Raw genomic sequence first — 22,480 nt, forward strand, 5'->3', positions numbered from 1 at the left:
CGACTCCGCCGTCGCTATGCTCTGCGGGACACGGCGGTCCGCAGGCTCAGGAACCTGCTTTGTAGCCGACACCACGGACCGTCAATACAACTTCGGGGGCTTCAGGATCACGTTCGATCTTGGACCTCAGCCGCTGGACATGGACATTGACCAGCCGGGTGTCGGCGGCGTGCCGGTAGCCCCAGACCTGTTCCAGGAGCAGCTCACGCGTAAACACTTGCCAGGGCTTGCGGGCCAAGGCAACAAGGAGGTCGAATTCAAGCGGCGTCAGGGAGATCCGGTCGTTGCCGCGGCTGACCAGGTGGCCGGCGACGTCGATCGTGACGTCGGCGATCCGCAGCGTTTCCGGGGCCTTCTGGTCGCCCGGACGGAGCCGGGCCCGGACACGGGCGACGAGCTCGGCGGGTTTGAAGGGCTTGGGCACGTAGTCATCGGCCCCGGACTCCAGGCCGCGGACCACATCCGAGGTGTCCGCCTTGGCGGTCAGCATCACGATCGGGACGTCAGACTCGGCACGGACCTGGCGGCAGACTTCAATGCCGTCCATGCCCGGAAGCATCAGGTCGAGCAGGACGAGGTCCGGTTTGGAGGAGCGGAACACGTCCAGCGCCTGTGCTCCGTCGGCGCAGAAGACGGGCTCGAAGCCGTCGTTGCGCAGCACAATACCGATCATCTCGGCGAGCGCCTCGTCATCGTCCACTACCAGAATGCGTGCCTTCATAGTTATATATTCCCCCATTGAATTGGCTTTGTCGTATCGGGCGGCCCACCGGCATGGCGCAGGCGCGCGTGCCGTGGCGGCCCGGACCGTGCTGCTGCCCCGGAAAGTTGTGACAATTGCCGCGTTGTCCTGCATGCTGTGGGAAGGCCCCGTACACCGGCCCGGACCGCAGGAGGAACCCGTGAGCACCCCCATCTACAGGCGCGCCCTGGGCACTGACTTTGCCCGACTGCAGCCGGAACTCCAAGAATACTTCGCCTTGGCGCCGGGGTCCGGCCACTACGGCGTCGGCGAGGGGGTCTTCGACGTCGTCGGCTGCCGGCAGGCCTGGCTGCGGCCGCTGCTGCGGCTCACCGCCGGCGAGCAGGCCTTCTTCCCCGAGTACGGCGAAGGCGTTCGGTTCCGGATCGAGAACCACGCCCATCTGGACCCGTTCGGCCGGTCAAGCCTGACGGCCCGGCGCGAGATCTTCTTCCCAGGAACCACCCGGCTGTTCCATGACACCACCAGCCTTGACGAATCCGGGGGCCGGCCCCGGCTCGTGGACTACGTGGGCCGGTTCCGGCGGCTCACCACCGACCTCAATCTCAGCGTCACGCCCGAGGGCCGGCTCCGCGGTGTGTCCGAGGCATCCCGGCTGTTCCTGGGTCCACTGCGGATTCCGCTGCCGGCGGCGCTCGACGCCAAGGCCTATGCCGAGCAGTGGTGGGAACCGCACGACGGCGGACGCCACCGGATCCAGGTCAAGGTGATCCAGCCTCAGCTGGGCCTGGTCCTGGTGTACGCCGGCCACTTCGACTACCGGCTGGAACCCTACCCCGGCGGTGTTGCGACGCCCGGCTACCTGCCCGCGCATGCCCGTCCGGAGGGCTGGGAGAGCAGGGTCTGATCCCCCCGGCCGGCGGCGGCAGCAGCCCCGGCGGCGGCAGCCCCGACGGCGGCGGTCAGCCGAGGGCGAGCTGGTTGAGGCCGTCCGCCACCTGCGTCAGCCGGGTCAGGACCGCCTTGGCCGTGGCCGGTGTGTGCAGCGCCAGACCCTCCGACGGCGTGACTCGCAGCGACCCCAGCGCGGATGCGGGAAGTCCCAGCTGCCGCCACGGCCGCCACACGTTCTCCACGGCCTCGCCCACCCGTGGCAGCGCCGCGAAGGGATCGGCCACCTCCAGCGCGCCGGCCCAGAGCCGCTTGCCGGCCTCCACCGCGCCGGCGAGCTGCTCCCACTGGCGCGAGGTCAATGCCCGGAGCGGCACGGCGATGCCGTCCGCGCCCGCCGCCAGGATCCGCTCGAACGGCGCCTCGACTTCGGAGACGGCCACGACGGTTTCGACGGCGCCCGCGGCCCGGAGCGCGTCAATGACGAGCTGCCAGGACTCGGTGACTTCGCGGCCCGGCACGGAACGCAGGGTCCGGTATCCGCTGGCGGTGGGAATGGTGCCGGCCAGCACGGAGGCAATTTCCGGTTCGTCGACCTGGACCACGATCCGGGCGCCGGGGGCGGCCTCGGCCACCCGCTTGAGGTAACTTTCCACGCCCGCTGCGAGCGAGGCCGCGATGTCCCGGCGGGCGCCGTAGTCGATCAGGGCCCGTTCGCCGTTGTGCAGGTGCAGCCCGGCGGCCAGGCTGAGCGGCCCGCGCAGCTGGATCTTGATGTCCTCCGACGGCGCTTCCTCGACCCCGATCACGTCCGCCAGGATGTTGATGTCAGTGGACAGGGCTGATTTGGCCCGCTGCAGGTCCTTGCCGGGACGGTCCACCAACCGCCAGCCGTGTGGCTGGACGTCGATGGCGAGTTCCACGAGCAGGGAGGCGGTCCGGCCCAGGGCGTCGGAGCCGACGCCGCGGTCGGGAAGTTCGGCAAGGAAAGGCAGGTGGGGGCTGCCCAGTTCACCGCGGATGGTGCGGGCGGCCTCGGCCGGGTCCTCGCCGGGCCAGGGGCCAAGACCGGTCGCGGTCACCTGGCCGGGAGCGGGCAGGGCTGTTCCGGCCATGGTCAGGCGTCTGCGGTACGGGCCGCGTCCGCGGCGCCGGAGGACTGGGCGGCTTGGTGGTCTTCGGCGATGGCCTCGTGGTGGCGGATGACCTCCCCGATGATGAAGTTCAGGAATTTCTCCGCGAAGGCCGGGTCCAGGTGGGCCTCGGCGGCGAGGTGCCGCAGCCGGGCGATCTGCGCCGTTTCCCGGCCGGGGTCCCCGGCGGGAAGTTGGTGTGCGGCCTTGAGGAAGCCGACCTTCTGGGTGGCTTTGAACCGCTCGGCCAGGAGGAAGACGAGGGTGGCATCGATGTTGTCGATGCTGGAGCGGATCGACAACAGCTCCGCCATCACCGCGGGGTCCACGGAACCGGCCAGGGAACTTGCCGCCGGGTCGTAGGAATCGGTTTCGGGAAGATTGAGGTTCTGCTCGGTCATTGATCCAGTCTAGGGGCACGGCGGCTAATGCCTTCCGCTGTTAAGCACCGTTGCAGGGGCCCGGCCGGATGCCCAAAAGGGACATGCCCGCCGTTCATTGTGAACGGCGGGCATGTCCTGCACACCAAGGGACAGTGTGCCTAGCTGTGAAGCACGGCCCGGAACGCCTCGCGGCGCCTGGCCTGCTCATCGGGATCCGGAACGGGCAAGGATGCGATGAGTTTCTTCGTGTAGTCGTGCTGCGGGTTGCCCATCACCTGGTTGCCCAGGCCCTGCTCCACCATCTTGCCCTTGTAGAGCACGCCGACCCAGTGGGAGAGCATGTCCACCACGGCGAGGTCGTGGCTGATGAACAGCGCCGCGAAGCCGAACTCCTGCTGGATCTCCTTGAACAGCTCCAGCACCACGGCCTGCACGGACACGTCCAGGGCCGAGGTCGGCTCATCGGCGATGAGCAGCTTCGGGTTCAGGATGAGCGCCCGGGCAAGCGAAGCGCGCTGGCGCTGCCCGCCGGAGAGTTCGTGCGGGAAACGGTCAGCGTACGACGCCGGCAGCTGCACAGACTCGAGCAGCTCGCCGACGCGCTTGCGCGCCTCGGCCGGGGTCGGGTTGGAGTGGATGATGAGCGGTTCCGCCACACAGTCGCCGATGGTCAACTGGGGGTTGAACGAGGCCGCAGGGTCCTGGAACACGAAGCCGATCTCCTTGCGGAGCGGCTTGAAGGTGCGCTCCTTGAAGTTCAGCATTTCGTAGCCCAGCACGTTCAGGCTGCCGCCCGTGGTCCGGTTGAGGCCGGCGATAGCCCGGCCAATGGTGGTCTTGCCGGAACCCGACTCCCCTACCAGGCCGAAGACTTCGCCTTCGGACACTGTGAAGCTGACGCCGTCGACGGCCTTGAAGGCCGGACTGCCCAGCCGTCCCGGGTACTCGATGGTCAGGTTCTTTGCTTCGACCAGAACTTTGCCGCCCTGGTGGGCGCGCTCCACCATGCCAACGGAAGCGGAGTTGCGGCCCAGGTGCGGGACGGCGGCGAGGAGTTTCTTGGTGTAGTCCTCCTTGGGCTGGGCGAACAGCACCCGAGAGGGCGCCTCCTCCACGACGTCACCCTGGTACATGACCACCACGCGGTCGGCGAGGTCCGCGACCACGCCCATATTGTGCGTGATCAGCACGATGGATGTGCCGTAGTTGTCGCGCAGGTCCCGGAGCAGTTCAAGTATCTCCGCCTGGACGGTGACGTCCAGGGCGGTGGTCGGCTCGTCCGCCACGATGAGCCCGGGGTTCAGGGCAAGCGCGGCGGCAATGACGACGCGCTGCTTCTGTCCGCCCGAAAACTGGTGTGGGTAGTAGTTGACCCGCGTGTCCGGGTCCGGGATGCCCACTTTGCGGAGCGCTTCGATGGCCCGCGCCTTGGCGTCCTTGGCCGAGACCTTGCCGCCGCCGGTGCCGGCGTGCGCGCGGATGCCTTCGGCAATCTGCCAGCCCACCGTAAAGACCGGGTTAAGGGCGGTGGATGGTTCCTGGAACACCATGGCCACGTCACGGCCCCGGATCTCCCGCAGCTTGGCCTCGCTGACGCTGATGACGTTGTTGCCGTTGATCAGGACTGCGCCCTGGCTGGTCGCCGTTTCCGGCAGCAGGCCCAGGATGGTCTTGGCTGTCACGGTCTTGCCGGATCCCGATTCGCCGACAATGGCGACAACCTCGCCCGGGTTGACCTCGAGGCTGACGTCTTTGACGGCGTAGACATCCCCGGCGTCGGTGGCGAACGTGACTTTAAGGCTGTCGATGTCCAGGACGGGGCCGGCGTCGTTGCCGTGCTTGTCGATATTTGTGGTCATAGGACTCTCGATTCTGCTTCAAGGGCGGCCTGGGCACCGGCGGAGGAATCGGGTCCGCCCTTGCCTGCCACAGCCTTCTTGCGGCCCCGCAGTCGGGGATCGTTGAGGTCGTTGATGCTCTCACCGACGAGGGTCAGCCCAAGGACGGTCAGGACGATCGCTGTACCGGGGTAGACGCCTGTCCACCAGATGCCCGAGGAGGCGTCGGCAATGGCCTTGTTGAGGTCGAAGCCCCACTCTGCGGCGGAGGTCGGTTCGATGCCGAAGCCCAGGAAGCCCAGCCCCGCCAGCGTCAGGATCGCTTCGGAAGCATTCAGCGTGAAAATCAGCGGCAGCGTGCGGGTTGCGTTCTTGAAGATGTGGCGGCCCATGATGCGGGTGCTTGAAGCACCCACCACCTTGGCTGATTCGACGTAAGGCTCCGCCTTCAGACGGATGGTCTCTGCACGGATCACGCGGAAGTACTGCGGGACGAAGACCACGGAGATGGAGATGGAGCAGGCAACGATGCCGCCCCAGAAACTGGACTGGCCGTGGCTGATGACAATGGACATCACGATGGCCAGCAGGAGCGACGGGAAAGCGTAGATCGCATCGGCGATCACCACCAGCATCCGGTCCAGCCAGCCGCCGAAGTAGCCGCTGAGGAGGCCTAGGGCAACGCCCAGGAAGATCGACATGGCCACGGCGACGATGATGACCACCGCGGCCGTCTGGGCACCCCAGATCACCCGGGAAAAGACGTCATAGCCGCCCACCGTGGTGCCCCAGATGTGGGCCGGGCTGGGGGGCTGCTGGGTCGGGAAGGGACCGGCGGCGTCGCTGAGCTGGGCAAAGCCGTAGGGCGCGATCCACGGCGCAAACACGGCCGTCAGCAGGAAGCCGACAGTGAGCACCAGGCCGGTGACGAGCATGCCGCGCTGCAGCCCGACGCTCGTCCGGAAATGCGAAACCACCGGCAGCCGGTAGAAGAAGGGCTGCTTGCGCCCGCTTACTTTGGTTGCGTTCATGGCTAGTACCTCACTCGCGGGTCGATCAGGGCGGCGGCGACGTCCACGATGAAGTTCGTGACGGCAACAATGACCGCCAGCAGTACAACGATGCCCTGGACGGCGACGAAGTCACGGGCGTTCAGGTACTGCACCAGCTGGTAGCCGAGGCCCTTCCACTCAAACGTGGACTCCGTAAGGACGGCGCCGCCCAGCAGGAGGGCAATCTGCAGACCCATGACTGTGATGATCGGAATCAGGGCAGGCTTGTAGGCATGCTTGGTCACGAGCCGGAAGTTGCTGACACCGCGGGACCTTCCGGCCTCAACATAGTCCTTGCCCAGCGTGCCGATGACGTTGGTCCGGACCAGCCGCAGGAAGACCCCTGCCGTCAGCAGCCCGAGGGTTACTGCCGGGAGGACTGAATGGGACGCGACGTCGCCGAACGCAGCCATGTTGCCGCTGCGCAGCGCATCCAGCCAGTAGATCCCGGTCGGTGCGGCCAGGCTTCCCATGGCCAGTTCCGTTCTGGTGGAGGCCCGGCCTGCCACGGGGAACCAGCCGAGCCCCACGGAGAACGTCAGCTTCATCAGCAGGCCGGCGAAGAACACCGGGGTGGCGTAGCAGAGGATGGCGAAGAACCGCAGGAAGGCGTCGGGCGCCTTGTCGCGCTTGTAGGCGGCGATGAGCCCGAGCGGGATGCCGACCAGCAGCGCCACGATGAGGGCGTTGATGGCCAGTTCCAGCGTTGCCACGCCAAACGTGACGACCATTTCGACCACAGGGCGGCGGTCGGTGATGGTGGTGCCGAAGTTGCCGGTCGCCAACTGGCCAACGTATTCAAAGTACTGCACGAAGATCGGACGGTCGTAGCCGGCTTCGTGGATGCGCTGGGCAAGCGCCTCCGGCGGAAGCCTGCCGCCCTGGGCGGCGGTGATGGGGTCGCCGATGACCCGCATCAGGAAAAAGACCAAAGTCACCAGGATGAAAATGGTCGGAATGATCAGGAAGAACCGGACCAGGATGTACGTCCCCAAGCCCCCACCCGAGGATTTTTTCTTGGACGGAAGGAGTCCGTCGGCGTCGTTAAGCGGCGCCTCTGTCAATGTTGTCATTGGTACCTAAAATTGTGCTTTCGCGGCCATGGGCCGGCCGCGTGAACCGCAAGGTGCGGCAATGACCAGCAAAGGCGGGGCGCCTCGAGGGCGCCCCGCCTCGCAGGCTGGTCAGGACAGCAGGGTTGCAGCCCTACTTGGAAACAGTTCCCAAACGGAACTTGAAGGAGGCATCGAGGGTGGTATCGACACCCTTGACGCCGCTGCCGGAAATGGCAATCTGCGCGCCCTGGAGCAACGGAAGCGTGGAGATGTCCTTGGCGAGGGCATTCTGCGCATCCTTGATCGTGGCCTCGCGCTCAGTCTTGTCGGCGGTCGTGAGCTGCTTGCTGATCAGGTCGTTGACCGTAGGGTTGTTGTAGTGGTTCTTCAGGAAGCCGCCCTCCGGGAAGAACGGCGTCAGGTAGTTGTCGGCGTCGCTGAAGTCCGGGAACCAGCCGAACTGGAACAGGGGGTATTCGTCAGCCCGGCTGGCCTTGCTGTACGTGACCCATTCCGTGGACTGCAGGTTGACCTTGAACAGACCGGACTTCTCCAGTTGGTCCTTGATCATGGCGTACTCATCGCCGGAGGACTTGCCGTAGTGGTCCGGGTTGTACTGCAGGTTCATCGACACAGGCGTCGTCACGCCGGCGTCGGCCAGGACCTTCTTGGCCTTGTCCAGGCTGGGCTTGCCGGCGTCGCCGTATGCGTCCTTGAACGATTCGTTGGCGCCGAGGAAGCCGTTGGGAACGTTGGAGTACAGGGGCAGGTAGGTGCCCTTGTAGACCTGGTCAGCGATGGCCTGGCGGTCAACGAGGTTGGCGATGGCCTGGCGGACGGCGGTGGCCTTGGCCGGATCGGCCTCCGGCGTCTTCGCACCGAAGGGCATGGTGTCAAAGTTGAACGTGATGTAGCGGATTTCGCCGCCGGGACCCACGTTGACCTTGACCTTGGAGTCCTTCTTCAGGTCATCGACGTCGGTGGCGCTGAGGCTGCGGTTTGCGACGTCGATGTTGCCCTGCTGGATGTCCAGCTTCATGTTGGTGGGATCGGCGTAGTACTTGATCGTGGCGGCGTCGTTGGCCGGCTTGCCGAGGACTCCCTGGTAGTCAGGGTTCGCCTTGAAGCTGATCAACTCGTTCTTCTTGTACGTGTCGATGACGTACTGGCCGTAGAAGGCCTTGGCTTTGACGATCGAGTCGTCGTCAAGCAGTTTGTCGGCCGGGAAGACTTCATCGTCCACGATCGGCGCGGCGGGGCTGCTGAGGATCTGCGCGAAGGTCTGGTCGTTGGCCAGCTTCAGTTTGAAGACGACAGTGTTGGCATCGGGAGCGGTGACGCTTTCGATGTTGGTCAGCAGGCTGGCGGGACCGGCGGGATCGTTGATCTTGGTCTGCCGGTCGAAGGAGAACTTGACGTCCTTGGAGTCGAGCGTGTGGCCGTTGGCCCACTTCAGTCCCGGCTTGAGCTTGACCGTGTACTCGGTCGGCGAGGTGAAGGACGCCGACTCTGCCAGGTCCGGAACGGGCTCGGCGCTGCCCGGCTTGGAGTTGAGCAGGAAGGAGTAGATCTGGTTCATCACCATGAACGAACCGTTATCGTACGAGCCCGCCGGGTCCAAGGCGGTGACCTTGTCCGTGGTGCCGTAGGCGATCGGACCGCTTGCTGCGGCTGATGACCCGCCAGCGCCCCCGGTCGGCCCAGTGCAGGCCGTCAGTGCAAAGGCGGAAACCCCGGCCAGCGCGATAACGCTCTGCCAGGCCTTTTTGTTCATTGCCATCTGTGAACTTTCTGTTCGATGCGTTCTAGCGCAGCCCGAAGCGAAATGAGTGACTCGCCGGGCGGCACGCTTGTTGGTTCCTAGATTCAACCAGACAACCATTCGGTGAATCGTTGAATTTTGTGAGTTGAGACACAAAATTTACACGATTCGAAGGTTTCTCTCATTTTCTTCAGGATTCCGCCCGGATCTTCGGTCTACAGACGACGAAGGGCCCCGCCATGCGGCGGGACCCTTCGCGGATTCGTTGTGCGGGATTCGGTGTTGCGGGCGCCTAGAGCGCGGCCCGCTGCAGCGAGCGAGCGGCATCGATCGTGGCCTGGCCCAGCACGCGGCTGCCCTGGTAGAGCACCACAGTCTGGCCCGGGGCCACGCCGCGCAGCGGCTCGGCGAGGGTGACCACGAGCTCGTCACCGGCCATGTGCGCGCGGGCGGGAACCGGGTCGCCGTGGGCACGGACCTGGGCGTAGCAGTCGAACTCCGCGCAGGTGGCGACCTCGGCGATGGGCAGCCCCGCCCAGGACACTTTGATGCCGCGGATCTCGTCGATGGCGAGCAGCGCCTCCGGGCCCACCACCACCTTGTTTTCCTTGGGCCGGATCTCGAGCACGAACCGCGGCTTGCCGTCCGCGGCCGGCGTGCCTAGCTTGAGCCCACGGCGCTGGCCCACGGTGAACGCGTTGGCGCCCGGGTGCTCGCCGACCTTCGCGCCGGACTCGTCCACGATGTCACCGGTGGTCATGTCGATCTTCTCGGCAAGCCAGCCTGCGGTGTCGCCGTCGGGGATGAAGCAGATGTCGTGGCTGTCCGGCTTGTTGGCCACAGAGAGCCCGCGGCGCTCCGCTTCTGCGCGGACCTCGGCCTTGGACGGCGTTTCCGCGAGCGGAAACATGGAGTGCTTGAGCTGCTCGTGGGTGAGCACGCCCAGCACGTAGCTCTGGTCCTTGGCCCAGTCGGCGGCGCGGTGCAGCTCGGGATTTCCGTCGGCGTCGGTGATGACCTTGGCGTAGTGGCCGGTACACACGGCGTCGAAGCCCAGCGCGATCGCCTTTTCCAGCAGCGCGGCGAACTTGATGCGCTCGTTGCAGCGCATGCACGGGTTGGGGGTGCGCCCGGCGGCGTATTCATCGATGAAGTCCTGGACCACATCTTCCTTGAAGCGTTCCGAGAAGTCCCACACGTAGTACGGGATCCCGAGGATGTCGCAGGCGCGCCAGGCGTCACGGGAGTCCTCGATCGTGCAGCAGCCGCGGCTGCCGGTCCGCAGGGTGCCCGGCATCCTGGACAGCGCGAGGTGGACGCCGACGACGTCGTGCCCCGCCTCGACGGCGCGGGCGGCGGCAACGGCGGAATCAACGCCGCCGCTCATGGCTGCAAGAACTCGCATGCTGACTTTCTTTAGGGTTCAGGGGGTCGCAGGTACGTCGCAGCTACCGGGCCGCTGACCGCTGCAGTCACTGACTGCTGCGCCAATTTCACTGATGGGTCCGCGGAGATAACACAATGCCTGCCACGCCATTCTATCGCCACGCCGAATCCTCTCCCAAAAGCCTTGACGGCACAGCTTCCCGCTTCTAGCGTCAGAGCAAGTAGTTTTAGAACAGAAGCGGTTTTAGAAACAGAAGCAGTCTTAAAAACTGAAGCGCGCAGAAGCGGAATCGAGCAGACCATGGCCATTGACGACATCGTGATCGTGGGCGGCGGCCTCGCGGGCGCCACCGCCGCCAAGACGCTGCGCACCGAGGGCTTCTCGGGGCGCATCGCCGTGCTCGCCGCCGAATCCCACACGCCATACCTGCGGCCGCCGCTGTCCAAGGAGTACCTGCTGGGCAAGGCCGGCGAGGACGCCCTCCCGGTGGTACCTGAGGACTGGTACGCGGAGAACGACGTCGACCTCCAGCTCGGCGTCCGGGTCACGGATCTGGACCCGGCCGGCCGGACCGTGGTTCTGGCCGACGGCCGGCGGCTGGAGTACGCCTCCCTGCTGCTCGCCACGGGAGCACGTCCGAGGGCCATCACCCTGCCCGGCAGCCAGTCCGGCAGCTTGTCCGGCAGCGGGCTCGACGGCGTCAGCACGTTCCGGACGGTGGAGGACAGCCGCCGCCTGCGCGGGCGCCTCGCCGATGGCGGCCTGAATGTGGTCATGGTCGGGTCCGGATGGATCGGGATGGAACTCGCCGCGGCCGCCAGCAGCTACGGCAACACCGTCACCCTGCTGGGGCTGGAAGAGGTGCCGCTGGCCGCGGCGATCGGCCCCGAACTGGGCGGCTTCTTCCGCTCCCTGCACGAGGCCAACGGCGTCCGGTTCCTGCTGCCGGCCTCGGCCGCGGAAATCACGGGCACGTCCGGACGGGTCACCGGAGTCCGGACCGACACCGGCGAGGTCCTCCCGGCGGACCTTGTGGTCATCGCGGTGGGCGTGGTGCCCGAAGTGGGGCTTGCCGAGGCGGCCGGCATCGGAATCCGCAACGGCATCATCACCGACGCCTCGTTGCGGACCTCGGCGCCCGGAATCTTCGCCGCCGGCGACGTCGCCAACGCCCTGCACCCGTTCACCGGCGAGCACCACCGCAGCGAGCACTGGTCCAATGCCCTCAACGGCGGCAAAGTCGCCGGCCGGGCCATGCTTGGCCTGGATGCCGCACTGGAAACCATTCCGTACTTCTACACAGACCAGTACGAGGTCAGCATGGAGTACTCAGGCTTCCCGTCGCTCGTTGCCGGGGCACCGGTCATCCGCGGCTCGCTGGCGGACCGGCAGTTCCTGGCCTTCTGGCAGCGCGAGGGCCGGGTGGTCGCCGGGATGAACGTCAACTGGCCCCGCACCGCCAAGCCGCAAAAGGCGATCAAGGCACTCATCAGCGCCCGCACAGCCGTCAGCCCGGAACTGCTCGCGGACTCCTCGACCCCGCTGGAGCAGCTCCTGGATTAGCTCCTGGATCAGCTCCTGGCGGACGCCTGCCGCGCAGATTCACGGGCGACGGTTCCCGCGGTCTGGATGCTGGATTCATGACCAGCCATGCCTGCCTGGCGGGCCCGCGCATAGGCGCCCGGCAGCGCGGCAAGCAGGGCATCGACGTCGGCGCCGGTCGAGGAATGCCCGAGGCTAAAACGCTGGGCACCCCTTGCCGTGTCCTCATCCAGGCCCATGGCCAGCAGCACGTGGGAGGGCCTCGGAACACCCGCAGTGCAGGCGGAGCCGGTGGAGGATTCGACGCCGGCAAGGTCCAGCAGGAACAGCAGCGAGTCTCCCTCGCAGCCGGGGAAGGTGAAATGCGCGTTGCCAGGCAGCCGTCCGGGGCCCGGGGCGCCCCGCAGCACTGCCTCGGGCACGGCCTCGAGGGCGCCCACGATCAGGCGGTCCCGAAGGTCCGCGATCCTGGCGGCCTCCTCGGGGAGCTTCGCCGTGACGGCCTCGGCGGCTGCAGCAAACGCGGCGATCGACGCCGTGTCCAGGGTCCCGGAGCGGACGTCACGTTCCTGCCCGCCGCCGTGCTGGACGGGGGTCAGCTTGACGGTGCGGCCCAGGATGAGCGCGCCGACGCCGACCGGTCCGCCGATCTTGTGCCCTGAGACGGACATGGCGTCGAGGCCAACCGCGCGGAAGTCCACGGGCACCGATCCGAACGCCTGGACGGCGTCGGAGTGGACGGGCACGCCGGCGGCGTGTGCCAGCTCCACGGCCCGGGCGATCGGCTGGATGGTGCCGACCTCGTTGTTGGCCCACATAACGGTCACCAGCGCGATCGTTTCCGGGTCGCGGGACAGCTCGGCCTCAAGCACGGCGAGGTCCACGACGCCCGCGGCGTCCACCGGGAGCCAGCAAACCTCGGCGCCCTCATGCCGTTCGAGCCATTCGACGGTGTCCAGCACCGCGTGGTGCTCGACGGCGGAACACAGGATGCGCGTGCGCGCAGGGTCCTCGGCGCGGCGGGCCCAGTACAGGCCCTTGACCGCAAGGTTGTCCGCCTCGGTCCCGCCCGAGGTGAAGATGACTTCCGAGGGGTGTGCGCCCGCGGCCGCCGCCAGAACTTCCCTGGCGTCCTCCACGGAGCGCCGGGCACGGCGGCCCGATCCGTGCAGCGAGGACGGGTTGCCGGTCCGGGCCAACTCGCGCGTCAGCGCAGCCAGCGCCTCCGGGGCGAGGGTGGTGGTGGCGGCATGGTCGAGGTATACAGGCACAGGCCAATTCTACCTGCGGGCCCTGCAGGCGCCGTTGCCGTGCCCCTGCGGCGGCGTTGGGCGGAGGCGCCGGGCGGGGGGCGGCGGGAAGGCCGCACGGGAGGGCACCGGGCTGGTGTAGATTCAGGCGGTGAAAGCGTCCCTTTATCTGGTGTTGGCCACCTTGTTCTGGTCCGGCAATTTCGTCGTCGGACAGGCCGCGGCCGCCTCAATGATGCCCCTGGAGCTCACCTTCTGGCGCTGGACCCTGGCCGCCGTGCCGCTGCTGCTCCTGGCCCACTTTGTCGAGAAGCCGGACTGGCGCGCGGTACTGCGCCGCTGGCCCGCGCTCCTCCTGCTGAGCGTCCTGGGCATGATCGGCTACACGCTGCTGCTCTACGGCGCGCTCGGGTACACGTCCGCGATGAACGCGTCCCTCATTACGGCCGCGAACCCGGCCCTGATCGTGGTGATGGCGGTTGTCCTGCTGGGTGAGCGGACCACACGACTGGGCTGGCTCGGCATCTGCCTTGGCCTGCTGGGTGTGCTGCTCGTGCTGACCCGGGGTGACCTGGCACGAGTGTTCAGCCTCTCCATCAACACCGGCGAGCTCATGATGACCGGTGCGATCCTCGTCTGGGGCTTTTACACAATCATTGGCCGCCGCCTGGATGCGCCGGCCATCTCGGCCACCGCCGTGCAGGTGGTGATTGCCGTCATGATACTGGCGCCCTTCGCCGTCGCCCTGAACGTCCGGTTCCCCGACACCGCGGCCGAAGGCTGGTCCCTGGCGTACATCGCCCTGTTCCCCTCCCTGGGTTCCTATCTCCTCTGGAACCTGGCGCTGAAGACCACGCCGCCGGGAACGGCGGGAAACTACCTCAACTTGATGGTTGTCTTCACGGCCATCATTACCGTGATGTTGGGGACGCCGCTCAGCCTCGTCCAGATCGCCGGCGGCCTCATGGTGGTCGCCGGGGTCCTGCTGACCGGAACCAGGGGCAAGCCATCTGTCACGATGGAAGAATCCGGGCACAGCACTGCCCGGGCTGTGCGCTCCCCTGCTCCCTGAGATCCTCGATTGCCAGCGCCTCCACCCGTCCCGGGTCGATCCCCAGGGCTGCAGAGGCCCCGCCGAGGAAGGCCCCGTTCATGGCGCAGACCACGTCCGCGTGGCCGGCGGCGAGGCGGTGGAACGGGCAGTTCAACAGCACCAGTCCCCCGGCGCCGTCGCCTGCCGGGCAGTAGCCCTGCCCGGCCAGGAAGTCGGCGAATGGGGTGGCGCCGCCATGGCCGACGGCAGTTTCCGGCGCCACTGCGCCTCGGGTGGCAGGGGCGGCATCCACCGGTTCGCGCCCGGTTGCCCGCGTTGCCTCTTCACCCGCCGAGTGCCCCTTGGCGCGGGCGGCCCGCAGCAGGGCTTCCCGCGCAGACCCGCCGTCGCTGCTTGCAGCCTCGATGGCCGAAACCAGCAATTCCGCGGCGAGGTCATAGTGGCGGTCCGGGACGGAGGCCGCCACCTCGTCCACGGCGGCCCGGTACAGCTTGGCGGGCCGGCCGGAACCGGGGCCCTCGCGCCCTCCGAGCTTGCGGAACTCCACGGCCAGCAGCCCGTCTTTCACCAGCCGGTCCAGATGGAACGAGGCCGTGCTCCGTGCCAGGCCCACAGCCTTGGCGGCGTCGTCCCGGCCGACGGCGCCTGCCGCTGAGGTGACGAAGTCGAACAGCCTCCTGCGGGTCTCGTCGCCCAGGGACGCGACGGCCGCAAGCCGGTGGTTCCACGGAAGTTTGGTCATGAACCAAGAATATCTCTAAAAACAAGAATCATTGCTTAATCCTCCGGCAGCGTTCTAAAATCGAGATATCAATTTTTAGAAGGAGCCTGCCATGAAAGCTTCCCCAGTCCTCACCACTTCGGCCCAGCAGCTCAAGGCGGACCCGCACCGCCAGGCCTTCCTGTTGCTGCGGACCGTCTTCACGGTGGCGCCGATCCTGTTCGGCCTGGACAAGTTCACGAACCTGCTGACCGACTGGACCATGTATCTGGCCCCTGTGGCGACATCGGTGGTCCCGCTTCCGGCCCAGACCATCATGTACATCGTTGGCGTGGTGGAAATCCTCGCCGGCGTGATGGTGGCGGTGCGTCCGCGCTTCGGGTCGGCGCTCGTGGCCGTCTGGCTGCTGGGCATCATCATCAACCTGATCGTCCTCGGCAGCTTCTACGACGTCGCCCTGCGTGACTTCGGGCTGCTCGTGGGCGCCCTGGCCCTGAACAGGCTGTCCCCGCGCAGGTCCGCGTAGGCAGCTGCGGCGGGCCTCTGCGCCGGGCAGCCGGGCCCGGCCGCTACGCCAAAATACCGACGGCGCGCGGAACGACCTCGATGGTCATCGGGAGCGCCCCGATCCGCTCGCCGTCGGCGTAGGCCACGATGTTGCCGGCCGAGAGTTCCACCGTTCGGACCCGGCGAATATGCACGGCGGGGTGGCCCACGTGCTTGCCGGAAAAGACCTTGGGGAACACGGCCAGCAGCCCGGCCCGGGACAACCGGCTGACAATGAACAGGTCCAGGTGGCCGTCATCAAGGGCCGTGTCCGGAGCGATCTTCATCCCGCCACCGATCGACTGGCCGTTGGCGACGGAAATCAGCATCGCCGCCTGCCGCCACCGCTCGCCGTCGGCCGTAACTGTGTAGTCGATGGCCCGGAACGAGGCCAGCTCGCGAAGCATGGCGAGCTGGTACCGGATTTTGCCCCGCACCGGCGAGCGCGTTGAGCCCGAGGTGGACCATGCCGTCGCCGCCCACCACCACCACCAGGGCGTCCCCACCCGATTCCAGCGCTCCCTCGACCGCCTGCGCCAGGGCTGAATAGAGGTCCGCGCACAGCAGCAGGACATCGGCCCCGGCCATCCGGAAGTGCGCTGCCGCTTCCTTCCCGGCATGCCGCGCCCGGCCAAAGGATGCGCTCGGGTTGACAGCGGAGGCGATCATCATGCGCGCAATTATGCCAGCGGCCGGGAACCATCCCGGTGAGTGCGCTCGTTATTCCTCCAGCCGGTTAAACTGGGCACGCCGGGCGCCCGCGAACGGTCCGGCGTCCCCAACGCCGGCACCACCGATGAAAAGGATCTCTGTTTGACGCAGGGCAGCAGCTCGCATTACCAGGTCCTCGGGATCCCCGTGACGGCGACGGAGAAGGACATCAAAGTGGCGTACCGCAAGGCCGCCCGGCTCGCCCACCCGGATCACGGCGGCGATCCTGCTGCCTTCCGGCGCGTCACGCTCGCCTACGAGACGCTTATCGATTCAAAGCGCCGGGCGGACTATGACCGTTCCTATGGCAGCGCATATTCGCCTCCCGCCGGCGACGAGGGCGCCCACTTCGACGCCCCGGCCGCGGGCAGCCGGGCCTCGGCCAACGTGCGCCGCCCGAACACGCCGCGGAATACGGCGGCGGACCCGCCCGTCTATGTTCCCCCGTTCGAGCAGTTTGACGCGGGGACCGCGGTGCCGCTGATTCCCGCCGGCGTGGCGCGGCAGCAGGTCCACGGCATGCCCCGAAAGCGCGGGATCTTCGGGGCCGAAGCGCGCATCCAGCGCGAGATGCGCACCGTGCAGCTGATCAGCAGGCAGATATTGGACGCCATTCCGGCGGCACGCCTGGTCAACGGGCTGCAGTCCCCGGCGGACAACAGCCACATCGACCACGCCGTCCTTGCCGGGTACCGGCTCGCGATCATCGGGTCCATGCTGCTGCCGCCGGGCGCCTACGCGTGGAACGGCAGCACGCTGACCCACGGCGGACGATCCGTCGCCCCGCCCCAGCTGGCCCACGTGGTGCGCCGGATGCAGGACATTTTTCCCGAGCTCAATGTCACGGGCTGGATCGTCGTCCACAGCACGGACGGCAACCTGCACCAGCCCGTGATCGACCGGCACCGGCGTACCCCCGGGGGCCAGGGCGGCCGGTACGGGGAGGGTTCGGGGCTTGTCGAGGTGGTCAACGCCGCGGGACTGGCCCGCGGCCTCAAGCAGTTCCTCAGCTCGGGACCGGCCCCCAACACAGTCAACGTGCCCGTGCTGGCGCGGCTGCTGGGTGGAATGCACTAGCCGGCGGCTCGCTAGGATGGAAAGGTGTTCCGCATCCTCTTCCACACCCCCGAAATCCCTGGCAATACCGGAAACGCCATCAGGCTGGCAGCCATCACGGGCGCCGAACTGCATCTGGTGGAGCCCCTGGGCTTTGATTTTTCCGACGCCAAGCTGCGCCGGGCCGGCCTGGACTACCACGACCTCGCCGTCGTGACCGTCCATCCTGACATCGACGCGGCCTGGGCCGCGCTGCAGCCGGAGCGGGTCTTCGCCTTCACCTCCGACGGCGAAACGACGTACACCGACATCCGCTACCGCGCCGGCGACGTCCTCCTGTTTGGTCCCGAGTCCGTGGGCTTGCCCGAGGACATCAAGCACAGTCCGCGGGTGACGTCCCGGGTACGCCTGCCGATGCTCCCTGCGCTCCGCTCGCTGAACCTGGCCAACGCGGCGTCCATCGCTGTCTATGAGGCGTGGCGCCAGAACGGGTTCGCGGGCGCCAAGCTGTAGCGGTTCCGCCGCGAAGAGCCCGCAGGACCCGCGGCAGCCCGGGCCAGGAGTCGCGGCGAAAAGAATCCTTCAGGCCGGCCCATCCGGGTCCCCGGCTGCGCCGAATCACTTCTGAAGGCGGGCACAAGGAGCCGTCAACTCAACACGTTTTTGGGTACGCGTTTGTGGGGACAGGTTTTTTGGGGACAGAGCGGACGGGAGCGGGGAGAGGCGGGTGAGAACAGTACATCTGGAGAGAGCCCCGGCAGATAGGCGCCCTCCCCGGGAAACCGGAGCCGGCCCCTCGCCGCGTGACGCACGGCCTGGCTCGCGCCCACCGCTTGGCGCCTTATGCTTGGGGGTGATGGATACTCCGAATGCCCCGAACCCCGGGGCCGCCGCACCCGCGGGTACCTCAGCTGACATCAACGGCCGGCTCGGCAGCCTGCTGGAACTGATTGCCCGGGGCGACCAGGCAGCGTTCGCGGAATTTTACGGCCTCACTTCGAGGCGGGTATTCGGCATGGCACGCCGGGTCCTGATCGATACCGAGCTCAGTGAGGACACCACGCAGGAAGTCTTCCTGCAGGTCTGGCAGAACGCTGCCAAGTTCAATCCCGCGGCCGGCAGCCCGCTCGCCTGGCTCATGACGATCTCGCACCGCCGCGCCGTTGACAAGGTCCGCTCCTCGCAGTCCGCCACTGACCGCGAAGCCAAGTACGGCGCCAGCAGCCAGGAAATCGACCACGACTCCGTCTCGGACGAGGTCGGCAGCCGGCTCGAGGCCGAGGCCGTGGTCCGGTGCCTGGAGACCCTCACCGAGACGCAACAGGAGTCCGTGCGGCTGGCCTACTACGGCGGCCTCACTTACCGGGAAGTGGCCGAGCGGCTGAACGCCGCGGTTCCCACCGTCAAGTCCCGCATCCGCGATGGACTAATCCGACTGAAGACCTGCTTGGGGGTGAGCTGAATTGACCAACATGAATCCACATGACAACAGCCGCCTGCCCGGCGGCTTCACCGCAGAGATCGCCACCGATCTGGCTTCCGGCCGCCTTCTGGACCTTGCCGAGGTGTACGCCCTCAATGCTGTGGACGACGCCGAACGCGCCGCGATCGAGCAATTCCTTGCCGCCGCACCGGCAGCAGACCAGGATGCCTTCAACGAGCGCGTCCGGCAGGCCCGGGAGACCCTGGCCGCCAGCTTCACCGCCGAGGAAGAACCTCCGCCCGCGCTGCTGGACCGGATCATGTCATCCTTGCCGGCGCAGACGTCACTGCAGTCACCCGTCGTCGTACCGCTGCCCGGCACGGGACCAGGGACCGCGCCCGTGATGCCGCATCCGGTTGGCGACAGCTCCGCAGTGCCCGCCACCGACGAACTCGGTGCCGCCCGCAAGCGCAGGGAAGACCGCCGCCGCCCGCAGGGTATGCGGAACTGGCTCGTCGGCATCGCCGCTGCAGCGGTGATCGCCCTGGGCGGCGTAGGGGTGGGCGCGTACGTGGCCAACCAGAACGATCCATTGAACCAGGTGATGCAGGCCAGTGACGTCCGCCAGGCCACCGTTCAGGTCAGTGGAGGCGGCACGGCCACCGTGTCGATTTCCCCGTCCAGGGACGCCGCCGTCGTCAAAATGAACGGCGTCCCGGCTCCGCCGGCGGGCAAGGTCTACCAGATGTGGCTGATCCCCAAGGACGGCTCGGCACCGATTTCGCAGGGCCTCATGGACGCCAAGGCCCTGGCCAAGCCCGCGGTGGTCAAGGGCATCGGCTCCGCCGCCGCCCTGGGCATCACCGTGGAACCCGAAGGCGGATCCGCCTCGCCAACCCTGCCGACCGTCGCCGCAGCACCGCTGAACGCCTAACAGTCCAGCGGGATACCCGGACCGCAGTACACCGGGATCCCCGGTATGACAAAGCCGCCCGGGCCTTGGCTCCTTCCGTAGAAGGACTCAGGGCCCGGGCGGCTTTCTCGCGTTTGACGCAGCACACGCCTGGGCAGCACACGCCTGGGCAGCAAACACCTGCCCAGTTAAGTCACGTGCACAGCTAAATCACGCGCACAGCTAAATGACCAGCGAGAGCAGCATGAGCAGGCCGAAGCTCACCACGGAGATCAGCGTCTCCATGACGGACCAGGTCTTGAACGTCTGGCCCACGGTCAAGCCGAACAGCTCCTTGACCAGCCAGAAGCCGGCGTCGTTCACGTGCGAGAAGAACAGTGAACCGGCGCCGATGACCAGGGCCAGCAGGGCGGCGTGCGTCGGCGTCAGCGAGCTGGCCAGCGGCGCCACGATGCCGGCGGCCGTCACGGTCGCGACCGTGGCCGAGCCGGTTGCCAGGCGCAGGGCAACAGCCACGATGAAGCCAAGCACGAGGACGGACATGTTAGTCCCCTCGGCCCAGGCTTTCACGGAGTCTCCCACGCCGGCGCCAATGAGCGTCTGCTTGAAGCCGCCGCCCGCGCCGACGATCAGCAGGATCCCGGCGATCGGGCCGAGGCTGGCGCTGATCTTTTTCGTGATCAAGGCACCGTTGAGCCCCACGGCGTATCCAAAGGTCACCATCGCCAGCAGGACCGCCAGGGTCATGGCCACGAGCGGCTGGCCGACGAAGTCGAAGAACATCCGGATGGCCGGGGCCGTCTTGGGGTCGGGCCAGATGATGTCCACGACCGCCCTGAGGAGCATGAGCACCACGGGGAAGAGAATGGTCAGCAGCGTGACGAGGAAGCTCGGTGGCCGCTTGACACCCTCCAGGTCCGCGCCGTGCACGGTGTCGACGCCGCCGGCGACGGCGGGGGCGCCCACCGGCACCCACCGGGCTGCGAGGCGCGAGAACAGCGGGCCACAGATGATCACCGTGGGGATGGCAACCAGGATGCCGAGGGCCAGCGTGGTGCCCAGGTCAGCTTTGAGTGCGCTGATCGCGATCAGCGGTCCCGGGTGCGGGGGCACGAGGCCGTGCAGCACGGACAGGCCGGCCAGCGCCGGGATGGCGATGCGCATGAGCGGCATTTTCGAGCGCTGCGTGACCAGGACGATCACCGGCAGCAGCAGGACGAGCCCGATCTCGAAGAACATCGGCAGGCCGATGATGACCGCGACGAGGGTGATGGACCAGACCAGCTTGTTTCCGGTGGCCTTGGCCAGGAGGGTGTCGACCACCCGGTTGGCGCCGCCGGAGTCAGCAAGCAACTTGCCCAGCATCGCGCCGAGTGCGACCAGCAGGCCAACTTCCTTCAGGACGCCGCCCACACCGTCTTCGAAGTTGGCGATCACCTTCGCCGGTTCCACCCCAGCGGCGAGGCCGACGAACCCGGACCCGAGAATCAGGGCCAGGAAGGGGTGGAACTTGAATTTGGCGATCAGCACCACGAGCAGGGCGATGCCCAGACCCGCGATGATCAGTAGTTGGGTGTTGACGCCGGACCCGGCATCAACCGCAGCAGGCAGCTGCAGTGCTAACAGTGGTTTCACAAAGTTTCCTTGAATGGCTGCGGAACGCGGGAGGCTCAGGGCCTGGCGTCGGCAGCGTCGAGATTAAGTCGGGTGATGATTTCCTGGGCTTCGTCCGCGGGCGGTGCGGAGACACACAGGCTAATGAAGTTTTCGTCTTCAGTGGGCGCTTCGAGCGCCTCGAATTGGGACTCCAGCAGGCCCGGAGGCATGAAGTGGCCGTGGCGGGAGGCCAGGCGGTCAGAAATCTTGTCCCGTGATCCTTCGAGGAACACGAAGACCACCCCCTCCCCGCGCAGGACGTCCCGGTAGCGCTTCTTCAGCGCCGAACATGTCACGACGCCCGGGGTTCCGGCTTCGGTGTGGGCCCGGATCCAGCCGGCAATCCGTTCCAGCCAGGGCCACCGATCCTCGTCGGTCAGCGGCTGGCCCGCGTGCATTTTCGCCACGTTTGCTTCGGGGTGGAGGTCGTCGCCCTCGGCAAGGTCCCAGCCCAGCCTGCCGGCCAGGAGTCCGGCCACAGTCGATTTGCCGGATCCGGAGACGCCCATGATTACCACTACGGGGTGCTGCGCAGTCTTCGCCATCAAAGTCTGCCTTCCATAAAATAAATATGATTTAAACAGACTCCAGCATATGACACGGGTTACATCGCGGCAACATCAGAACCCCGCGATGGTGTCCCTCCCGTTCACCGTTACGACTTGGAAGGCCTCGGCGCTGCGTCCGGCGGGAAGTCCGGCGCGGGCCCCCGTGCCGAGCATGAGGCCGCGGACCGTGCGCTCCATGGCGTCGACGTCGGGGTGTTGGCTGACGTGGATGTGAATGGCGGCCAGCTTGCTGTCCACGTGCTCTGTGACGTCCACGAAGTGGTTTTCGCGCTCCTCCGGCCCGGCAAAGAGCCACAGCCAGGGCAGCTTGTAGGCGCCAAGTCCGGACTCGGCCAGTTCGGGGTACGCGAAGGGGTTTTCCAGCGCGGGGTACACGGCGCGGGTCACTGCCTCCCCCACGGCCAGGTGATCCGGGTGGCTCTTCTGGATCCGGTTCCAGTTCCGTTCCGGATGCATGGACACCACGACGTCGGGCTTCAGCTGCCGGATCAGGCGCACCACCTCGCGCATCACCTCATGCGAGGGTTCGAGGTAGCCGTCACGCTGGTGCAGGTAATGGATGTCGGTAACGCCGACCAGGGCCGCGGCGCGCTCCTGCTCCGCAATGCGCAGCCGCACGATTTCATCGCGCTGCTCCGGATCAAAGCCGCCGGCGTCGCCGTCGGTCATGATGCAGTAGCTGACCTGGACTCCGGCGGCCGTCCAGGCTGCCACGGTACCGGCGGCGCCGAAGTCGATGTCGTCAGGGTGGGCCGTGAAACAAAGCACCCGCTCGATCCGGGGGGTCTCCGGGTCGAACGGGCTCTGCGCCGGAACGGCGTTGGTGCTCATGCAG

At 67.1% G+C, this 22,480-nt stretch carries 23 protein-coding genes and 1 pseudogene; 9 read left to right on the forward strand and 15 right to left on the reverse strand.

From position 1 onward, the window contains the following. Positions 1–46: 46 nt before the first annotated feature. Positions 47–721, reverse strand: a complete 675-nt coding sequence (gene mtrA, locus ACFVTM_RS13605; protein WP_026538469.1) for an MtrAB system response regulator MtrA — start codon at positions 719–721, stop codon at positions 47–49. 181 nt (positions 722–902) lie between these two features. Here mtrA and ACFVTM_RS13610 point away from each other — a divergent pair, with 181 nt between their 5' ends. Next, the gene (locus ACFVTM_RS13610) at positions 903–1,610 is read left to right on the forward strand and encodes a DUF4166 domain-containing protein (protein ID WP_390204001.1); all 708 of its coding nucleotides are present in this window, start codon (positions 903–905) and stop codon (positions 1,608–1,610) included. 55 nt (positions 1,611–1,665) lie between these two features. Here the strand turns inward: ACFVTM_RS13610 and ACFVTM_RS13615 are convergent, their stop codons facing one another. The 7 genes from ACFVTM_RS13615 to mnmA form a co-directional block, all read right to left on the reverse strand. Further along, the gene (locus tag ACFVTM_RS13615) at positions 1,666–2,709 is read right to left on the reverse strand and encodes a hypothetical protein (protein ID WP_390204002.1); all 1,044 of its coding nucleotides are present in this window, start codon (positions 2,707–2,709) and stop codon (positions 1,666–1,668) included. A 2-nt stretch (positions 2,710–2,711) separates the two neighbouring features. Next, a complete protein-coding gene (locus tag ACFVTM_RS13620) occupies positions 2,712–3,128 on the reverse strand; it encodes a chorismate mutase (protein ID WP_390204003.1) in 417 nt (138 codons plus the stop codon). 140 nt (positions 3,129–3,268) lie between these two features. Continuing rightward, on the reverse strand, positions 3,269–4,969 hold the full coding sequence (locus ACFVTM_RS13625; RefSeq protein WP_390204004.1) for an ABC transporter ATP-binding protein: 1,701 nt from the start codon (positions 4,967–4,969) through the stop codon (positions 3,269–3,271). Then, entirely contained in the window at positions 4,966–5,979 is a 1,014-nt protein-coding gene (locus tag ACFVTM_RS13630; protein WP_390204005.1) for an ABC transporter permease, read from the reverse strand. The genes ACFVTM_RS13625 and ACFVTM_RS13630 overlap by 4 nt, the downstream gene beginning before the upstream one ends. 2 nt (positions 5,980–5,981) lie before the next feature. Beyond that, positions 5,982–7,073 (reverse strand): ABC transporter permease, encoded by a 1,092-nt coding sequence (locus tag ACFVTM_RS13635; RefSeq protein WP_390204006.1) that lies wholly within the window; start codon positions 7,071–7,073, stop codon positions 5,982–5,984. A gap of 133 nt (positions 7,074–7,206) precedes the next feature. Beyond that, positions 7,207–8,835: an ABC transporter substrate-binding protein gene (locus ACFVTM_RS13640; RefSeq protein ID WP_390204007.1), complete on the reverse strand. Its 1,629-nt coding sequence runs from the start codon at positions 8,833–8,835 to the stop codon at positions 7,207–7,209. Between the two features lie 274 nt (positions 8,836–9,109). Beyond that, a complete protein-coding gene (mnmA, locus tag ACFVTM_RS13645; protein WP_390204008.1) occupies positions 9,110–10,222 on the reverse strand; it encodes a tRNA 2-thiouridine(34) synthase MnmA in 1,113 nt (370 codons plus the stop codon). 282 nt (positions 10,223–10,504) lie between these two features. On the opposite strand from mnmA, the gene ACFVTM_RS13650 reads away from it, so the two are divergent. Then, positions 10,505–11,767, forward strand: a complete 1,263-nt coding sequence (locus ACFVTM_RS13650) for an NAD(P)/FAD-dependent oxidoreductase (protein ID WP_390204009.1) — start codon at positions 10,505–10,507, stop codon at positions 11,765–11,767. Positions 11,768–11,775: 8 nt separating this feature from the next. Here the strand turns inward: ACFVTM_RS13650 and ACFVTM_RS13655 are convergent, their stop codons facing one another. After that, entirely contained in the window at positions 11,776–13,017 is a 1,242-nt protein-coding gene (locus tag ACFVTM_RS13655; protein WP_390204010.1) for a cysteine desulfurase family protein, read from the reverse strand. A gap of 130 nt (positions 13,018–13,147) precedes the next feature. Here ACFVTM_RS13655 and ACFVTM_RS13660 point away from each other — a divergent pair, with 130 nt between their 5' ends. Continuing rightward, positions 13,148–14,068 (forward strand): DMT family transporter, encoded by a 921-nt coding sequence (locus ACFVTM_RS13660; protein WP_390204011.1) that lies wholly within the window; start codon positions 13,148–13,150, stop codon positions 14,066–14,068. Here ACFVTM_RS13660 and ACFVTM_RS13665 read toward each other — a convergent pair. Then, positions 14,010–14,792, reverse strand: a complete 783-nt coding sequence (locus tag ACFVTM_RS13665) for a helix-turn-helix transcriptional regulator (protein WP_390204012.1) — start codon at positions 14,790–14,792, stop codon at positions 14,010–14,012. The two genes, ACFVTM_RS13660 and ACFVTM_RS13665, sit on opposite strands and share 59 nt — an antisense overlap. Before the next feature lie 91 nt (positions 14,793–14,883). On the opposite strand from ACFVTM_RS13665, the gene ACFVTM_RS13670 reads away from it, so the two are divergent. Then, positions 14,884–15,297, forward strand: coding sequence for a hypothetical protein (locus tag ACFVTM_RS13670; protein WP_390204013.1), 414 nt, complete (start codon positions 14,884–14,886; stop codon positions 15,295–15,297). 43 nt (positions 15,298–15,340) lie between these two features. On the opposite strand, the gene ACFVTM_RS13675 is transcribed toward ACFVTM_RS13670, so the two are convergent. After that, a complete protein-coding gene (locus ACFVTM_RS13675; protein WP_390204085.1) occupies positions 15,341–15,724 on the reverse strand; it encodes a hypothetical protein in 384 nt (127 codons plus the stop codon). On the opposite strand from ACFVTM_RS13675, the gene ACFVTM_RS13680 reads away from it, so the two are divergent. Then, complete coding sequence (locus tag ACFVTM_RS13680; RefSeq protein WP_390204099.1) at positions 15,723–15,863, forward strand: hypothetical protein; 141 nt, start codon at positions 15,723–15,725, stop codon at positions 15,861–15,863. The two genes, ACFVTM_RS13675 and ACFVTM_RS13680, sit on opposite strands and share 2 nt — an antisense overlap. Here the strand turns inward: ACFVTM_RS13680 and ACFVTM_RS13685 are convergent. Continuing rightward, positions 15,798–15,989: pseudogene (locus ACFVTM_RS13685) on the reverse strand (diacylglycerol kinase); the annotation flags it as partial. The gene ACFVTM_RS13680 and the pseudogene ACFVTM_RS13685 overlap by 66 nt on opposite strands. 141 nt (positions 15,990–16,130) lie before the next feature. Here ACFVTM_RS13685 and ACFVTM_RS13690 point away from each other — a divergent pair. From ACFVTM_RS13690 to ACFVTM_RS13705, 4 genes are all read left to right on the forward strand, one after another. Continuing rightward, on the forward strand, positions 16,131–17,105 hold the full coding sequence (locus tag ACFVTM_RS13690) for a J domain-containing protein (RefSeq protein WP_390204086.1): 975 nt from the start codon (positions 16,131–16,133) through the stop codon (positions 17,103–17,105). Positions 17,106–17,129: 24 nt separating this feature from the next. Continuing rightward, complete coding sequence (locus ACFVTM_RS13695) at positions 17,130–17,597, forward strand: tRNA (cytidine(34)-2'-O)-methyltransferase (RefSeq protein WP_390204014.1); 468 nt, start codon at positions 17,130–17,132, stop codon at positions 17,595–17,597. Between the two features lie 343 nt (positions 17,598–17,940). Further along, a complete protein-coding gene (gene sigK, locus ACFVTM_RS13700) occupies positions 17,941–18,546 on the forward strand; it encodes an ECF RNA polymerase sigma factor SigK (RefSeq protein ID WP_390204015.1) in 606 nt (201 codons plus the stop codon). A 10-nt stretch (positions 18,547–18,556) separates the two neighbouring features. Then, complete coding sequence (locus tag ACFVTM_RS13705; RefSeq protein ID WP_390204016.1) at positions 18,557–19,441, forward strand: anti-sigma factor domain-containing protein; 885 nt, start codon at positions 18,557–18,559, stop codon at positions 19,439–19,441. 201 nt (positions 19,442–19,642) lie between these two features. Here ACFVTM_RS13705 and ACFVTM_RS13710 read toward each other — a convergent pair whose 3' ends face one another. The 3 genes from ACFVTM_RS13710 to ACFVTM_RS13720 form a co-directional block, all read right to left on the reverse strand. After that, on the reverse strand, positions 19,643–21,046 hold the full coding sequence (locus tag ACFVTM_RS13710) for a gluconate:H+ symporter (RefSeq protein ID WP_390204087.1): 1,404 nt from the start codon (positions 21,044–21,046) through the stop codon (positions 19,643–19,645). Between the two features lie 44 nt (positions 21,047–21,090). Continuing rightward, positions 21,091–21,621, reverse strand: a complete 531-nt coding sequence (locus ACFVTM_RS13715; protein WP_390204017.1) for a gluconokinase — start codon at positions 21,619–21,621, stop codon at positions 21,091–21,093. 75 nt (positions 21,622–21,696) lie between these two features. Continuing rightward, a complete protein-coding gene (locus ACFVTM_RS13720) occupies positions 21,697–22,476 on the reverse strand; it encodes a PIG-L deacetylase family protein (RefSeq protein ID WP_390204018.1) in 780 nt (259 codons plus the stop codon). Positions 22,477–22,480: the final 4 nt, after the last annotated feature.

Source organism: Arthrobacter sp. NPDC058130 (genome assembly GCF_042884475.1).
Lineage (GTDB): Bacteria > Actinomycetota > Actinomycetes > Actinomycetales > Micrococcaceae > Arthrobacter.

Coding starts and splice junctions, on each gene's coding strand:
- mtrA (WP_026538469.1), bottom strand. CDS start 721: ATGAAGGCACGCATTCTGGTAGTGGACGATGACGAGGCGCTCGCCGAG.
- ACFVTM_RS13615 (WP_390204002.1), bottom strand. CDS start 2,709: ATGGCCGGAACAGCCCTGCCCGCTCCCGGCCAGGTGACCGCGACCGGT.
- ACFVTM_RS13620 (WP_390204003.1), bottom strand. CDS start 3,128: ATGACCGAGCAGAACCTCAATCTTCCCGAAACCGATTCCTACGACCCG.
- ACFVTM_RS13625 (WP_390204004.1), bottom strand. CDS start 4,969: ATGACCACAAATATCGACAAGCACGGCAACGACGCCGGCCCCGTCCTG.
- ACFVTM_RS13630 (WP_390204005.1), bottom strand. CDS start 5,979: ATGAACGCAACCAAAGTAAGCGGGCGCAAGCAGCCCTTCTTCTACCGG.
- ACFVTM_RS13635 (WP_390204006.1), bottom strand. CDS start 7,073: ATGACAACATTGACAGAGGCGCCGCTTAACGACGCCGACGGACTCCTT.
- ACFVTM_RS13640 (WP_390204007.1), bottom strand. CDS start 8,835: ATGGCAATGAACAAAAAGGCCTGGCAGAGCGTTATCGCGCTGGCCGGG.
- mnmA (WP_390204008.1), bottom strand. CDS start 10,222: ATGCGAGTTCTTGCAGCCATGAGCGGCGGCGTTGATTCCGCCGTTGCC.
- ACFVTM_RS13650 (WP_390204009.1), top strand. CDS start 10,505: ATGGCCATTGACGACATCGTGATCGTGGGCGGCGGCCTCGCGGGCGCC.
- ACFVTM_RS13665 (WP_390204012.1), bottom strand. CDS start 14,792: ATGACCAAACTTCCGTGGAACCACCGGCTTGCGGCCGTCGCGTCCCTG.
- ACFVTM_RS13670 (WP_390204013.1), top strand. CDS start 14,884: ATGAAAGCTTCCCCAGTCCTCACCACTTCGGCCCAGCAGCTCAAGGCG.
- ACFVTM_RS13680 (WP_390204099.1), top strand. CDS start 15,723: ATGGCGAGCTGGTACCGGATTTTGCCCCGCACCGGCGAGCGCGTTGAG.
- ACFVTM_RS13675 (WP_390204085.1), bottom strand. CDS start 15,724: ATGCTTCGCGAGCTGGCCTCGTTCCGGGCCATCGACTACACAGTTACG.
- sigK (WP_390204015.1), top strand. CDS start 17,941: ATGGATACTCCGAATGCCCCGAACCCCGGGGCCGCCGCACCCGCGGGT.
- ACFVTM_RS13705 (WP_390204016.1), top strand. CDS start 18,557: ATGAATCCACATGACAACAGCCGCCTGCCCGGCGGCTTCACCGCAGAG.
- ACFVTM_RS13715 (WP_390204017.1), bottom strand. CDS start 21,621: ATGGCGAAGACTGCGCAGCACCCCGTAGTGGTAATCATGGGCGTCTCC.
- ACFVTM_RS13720 (WP_390204018.1), bottom strand. CDS start 22,476: ATGAGCACCAACGCCGTTCCGGCGCAGAGCCCGTTCGACCCGGAGACC.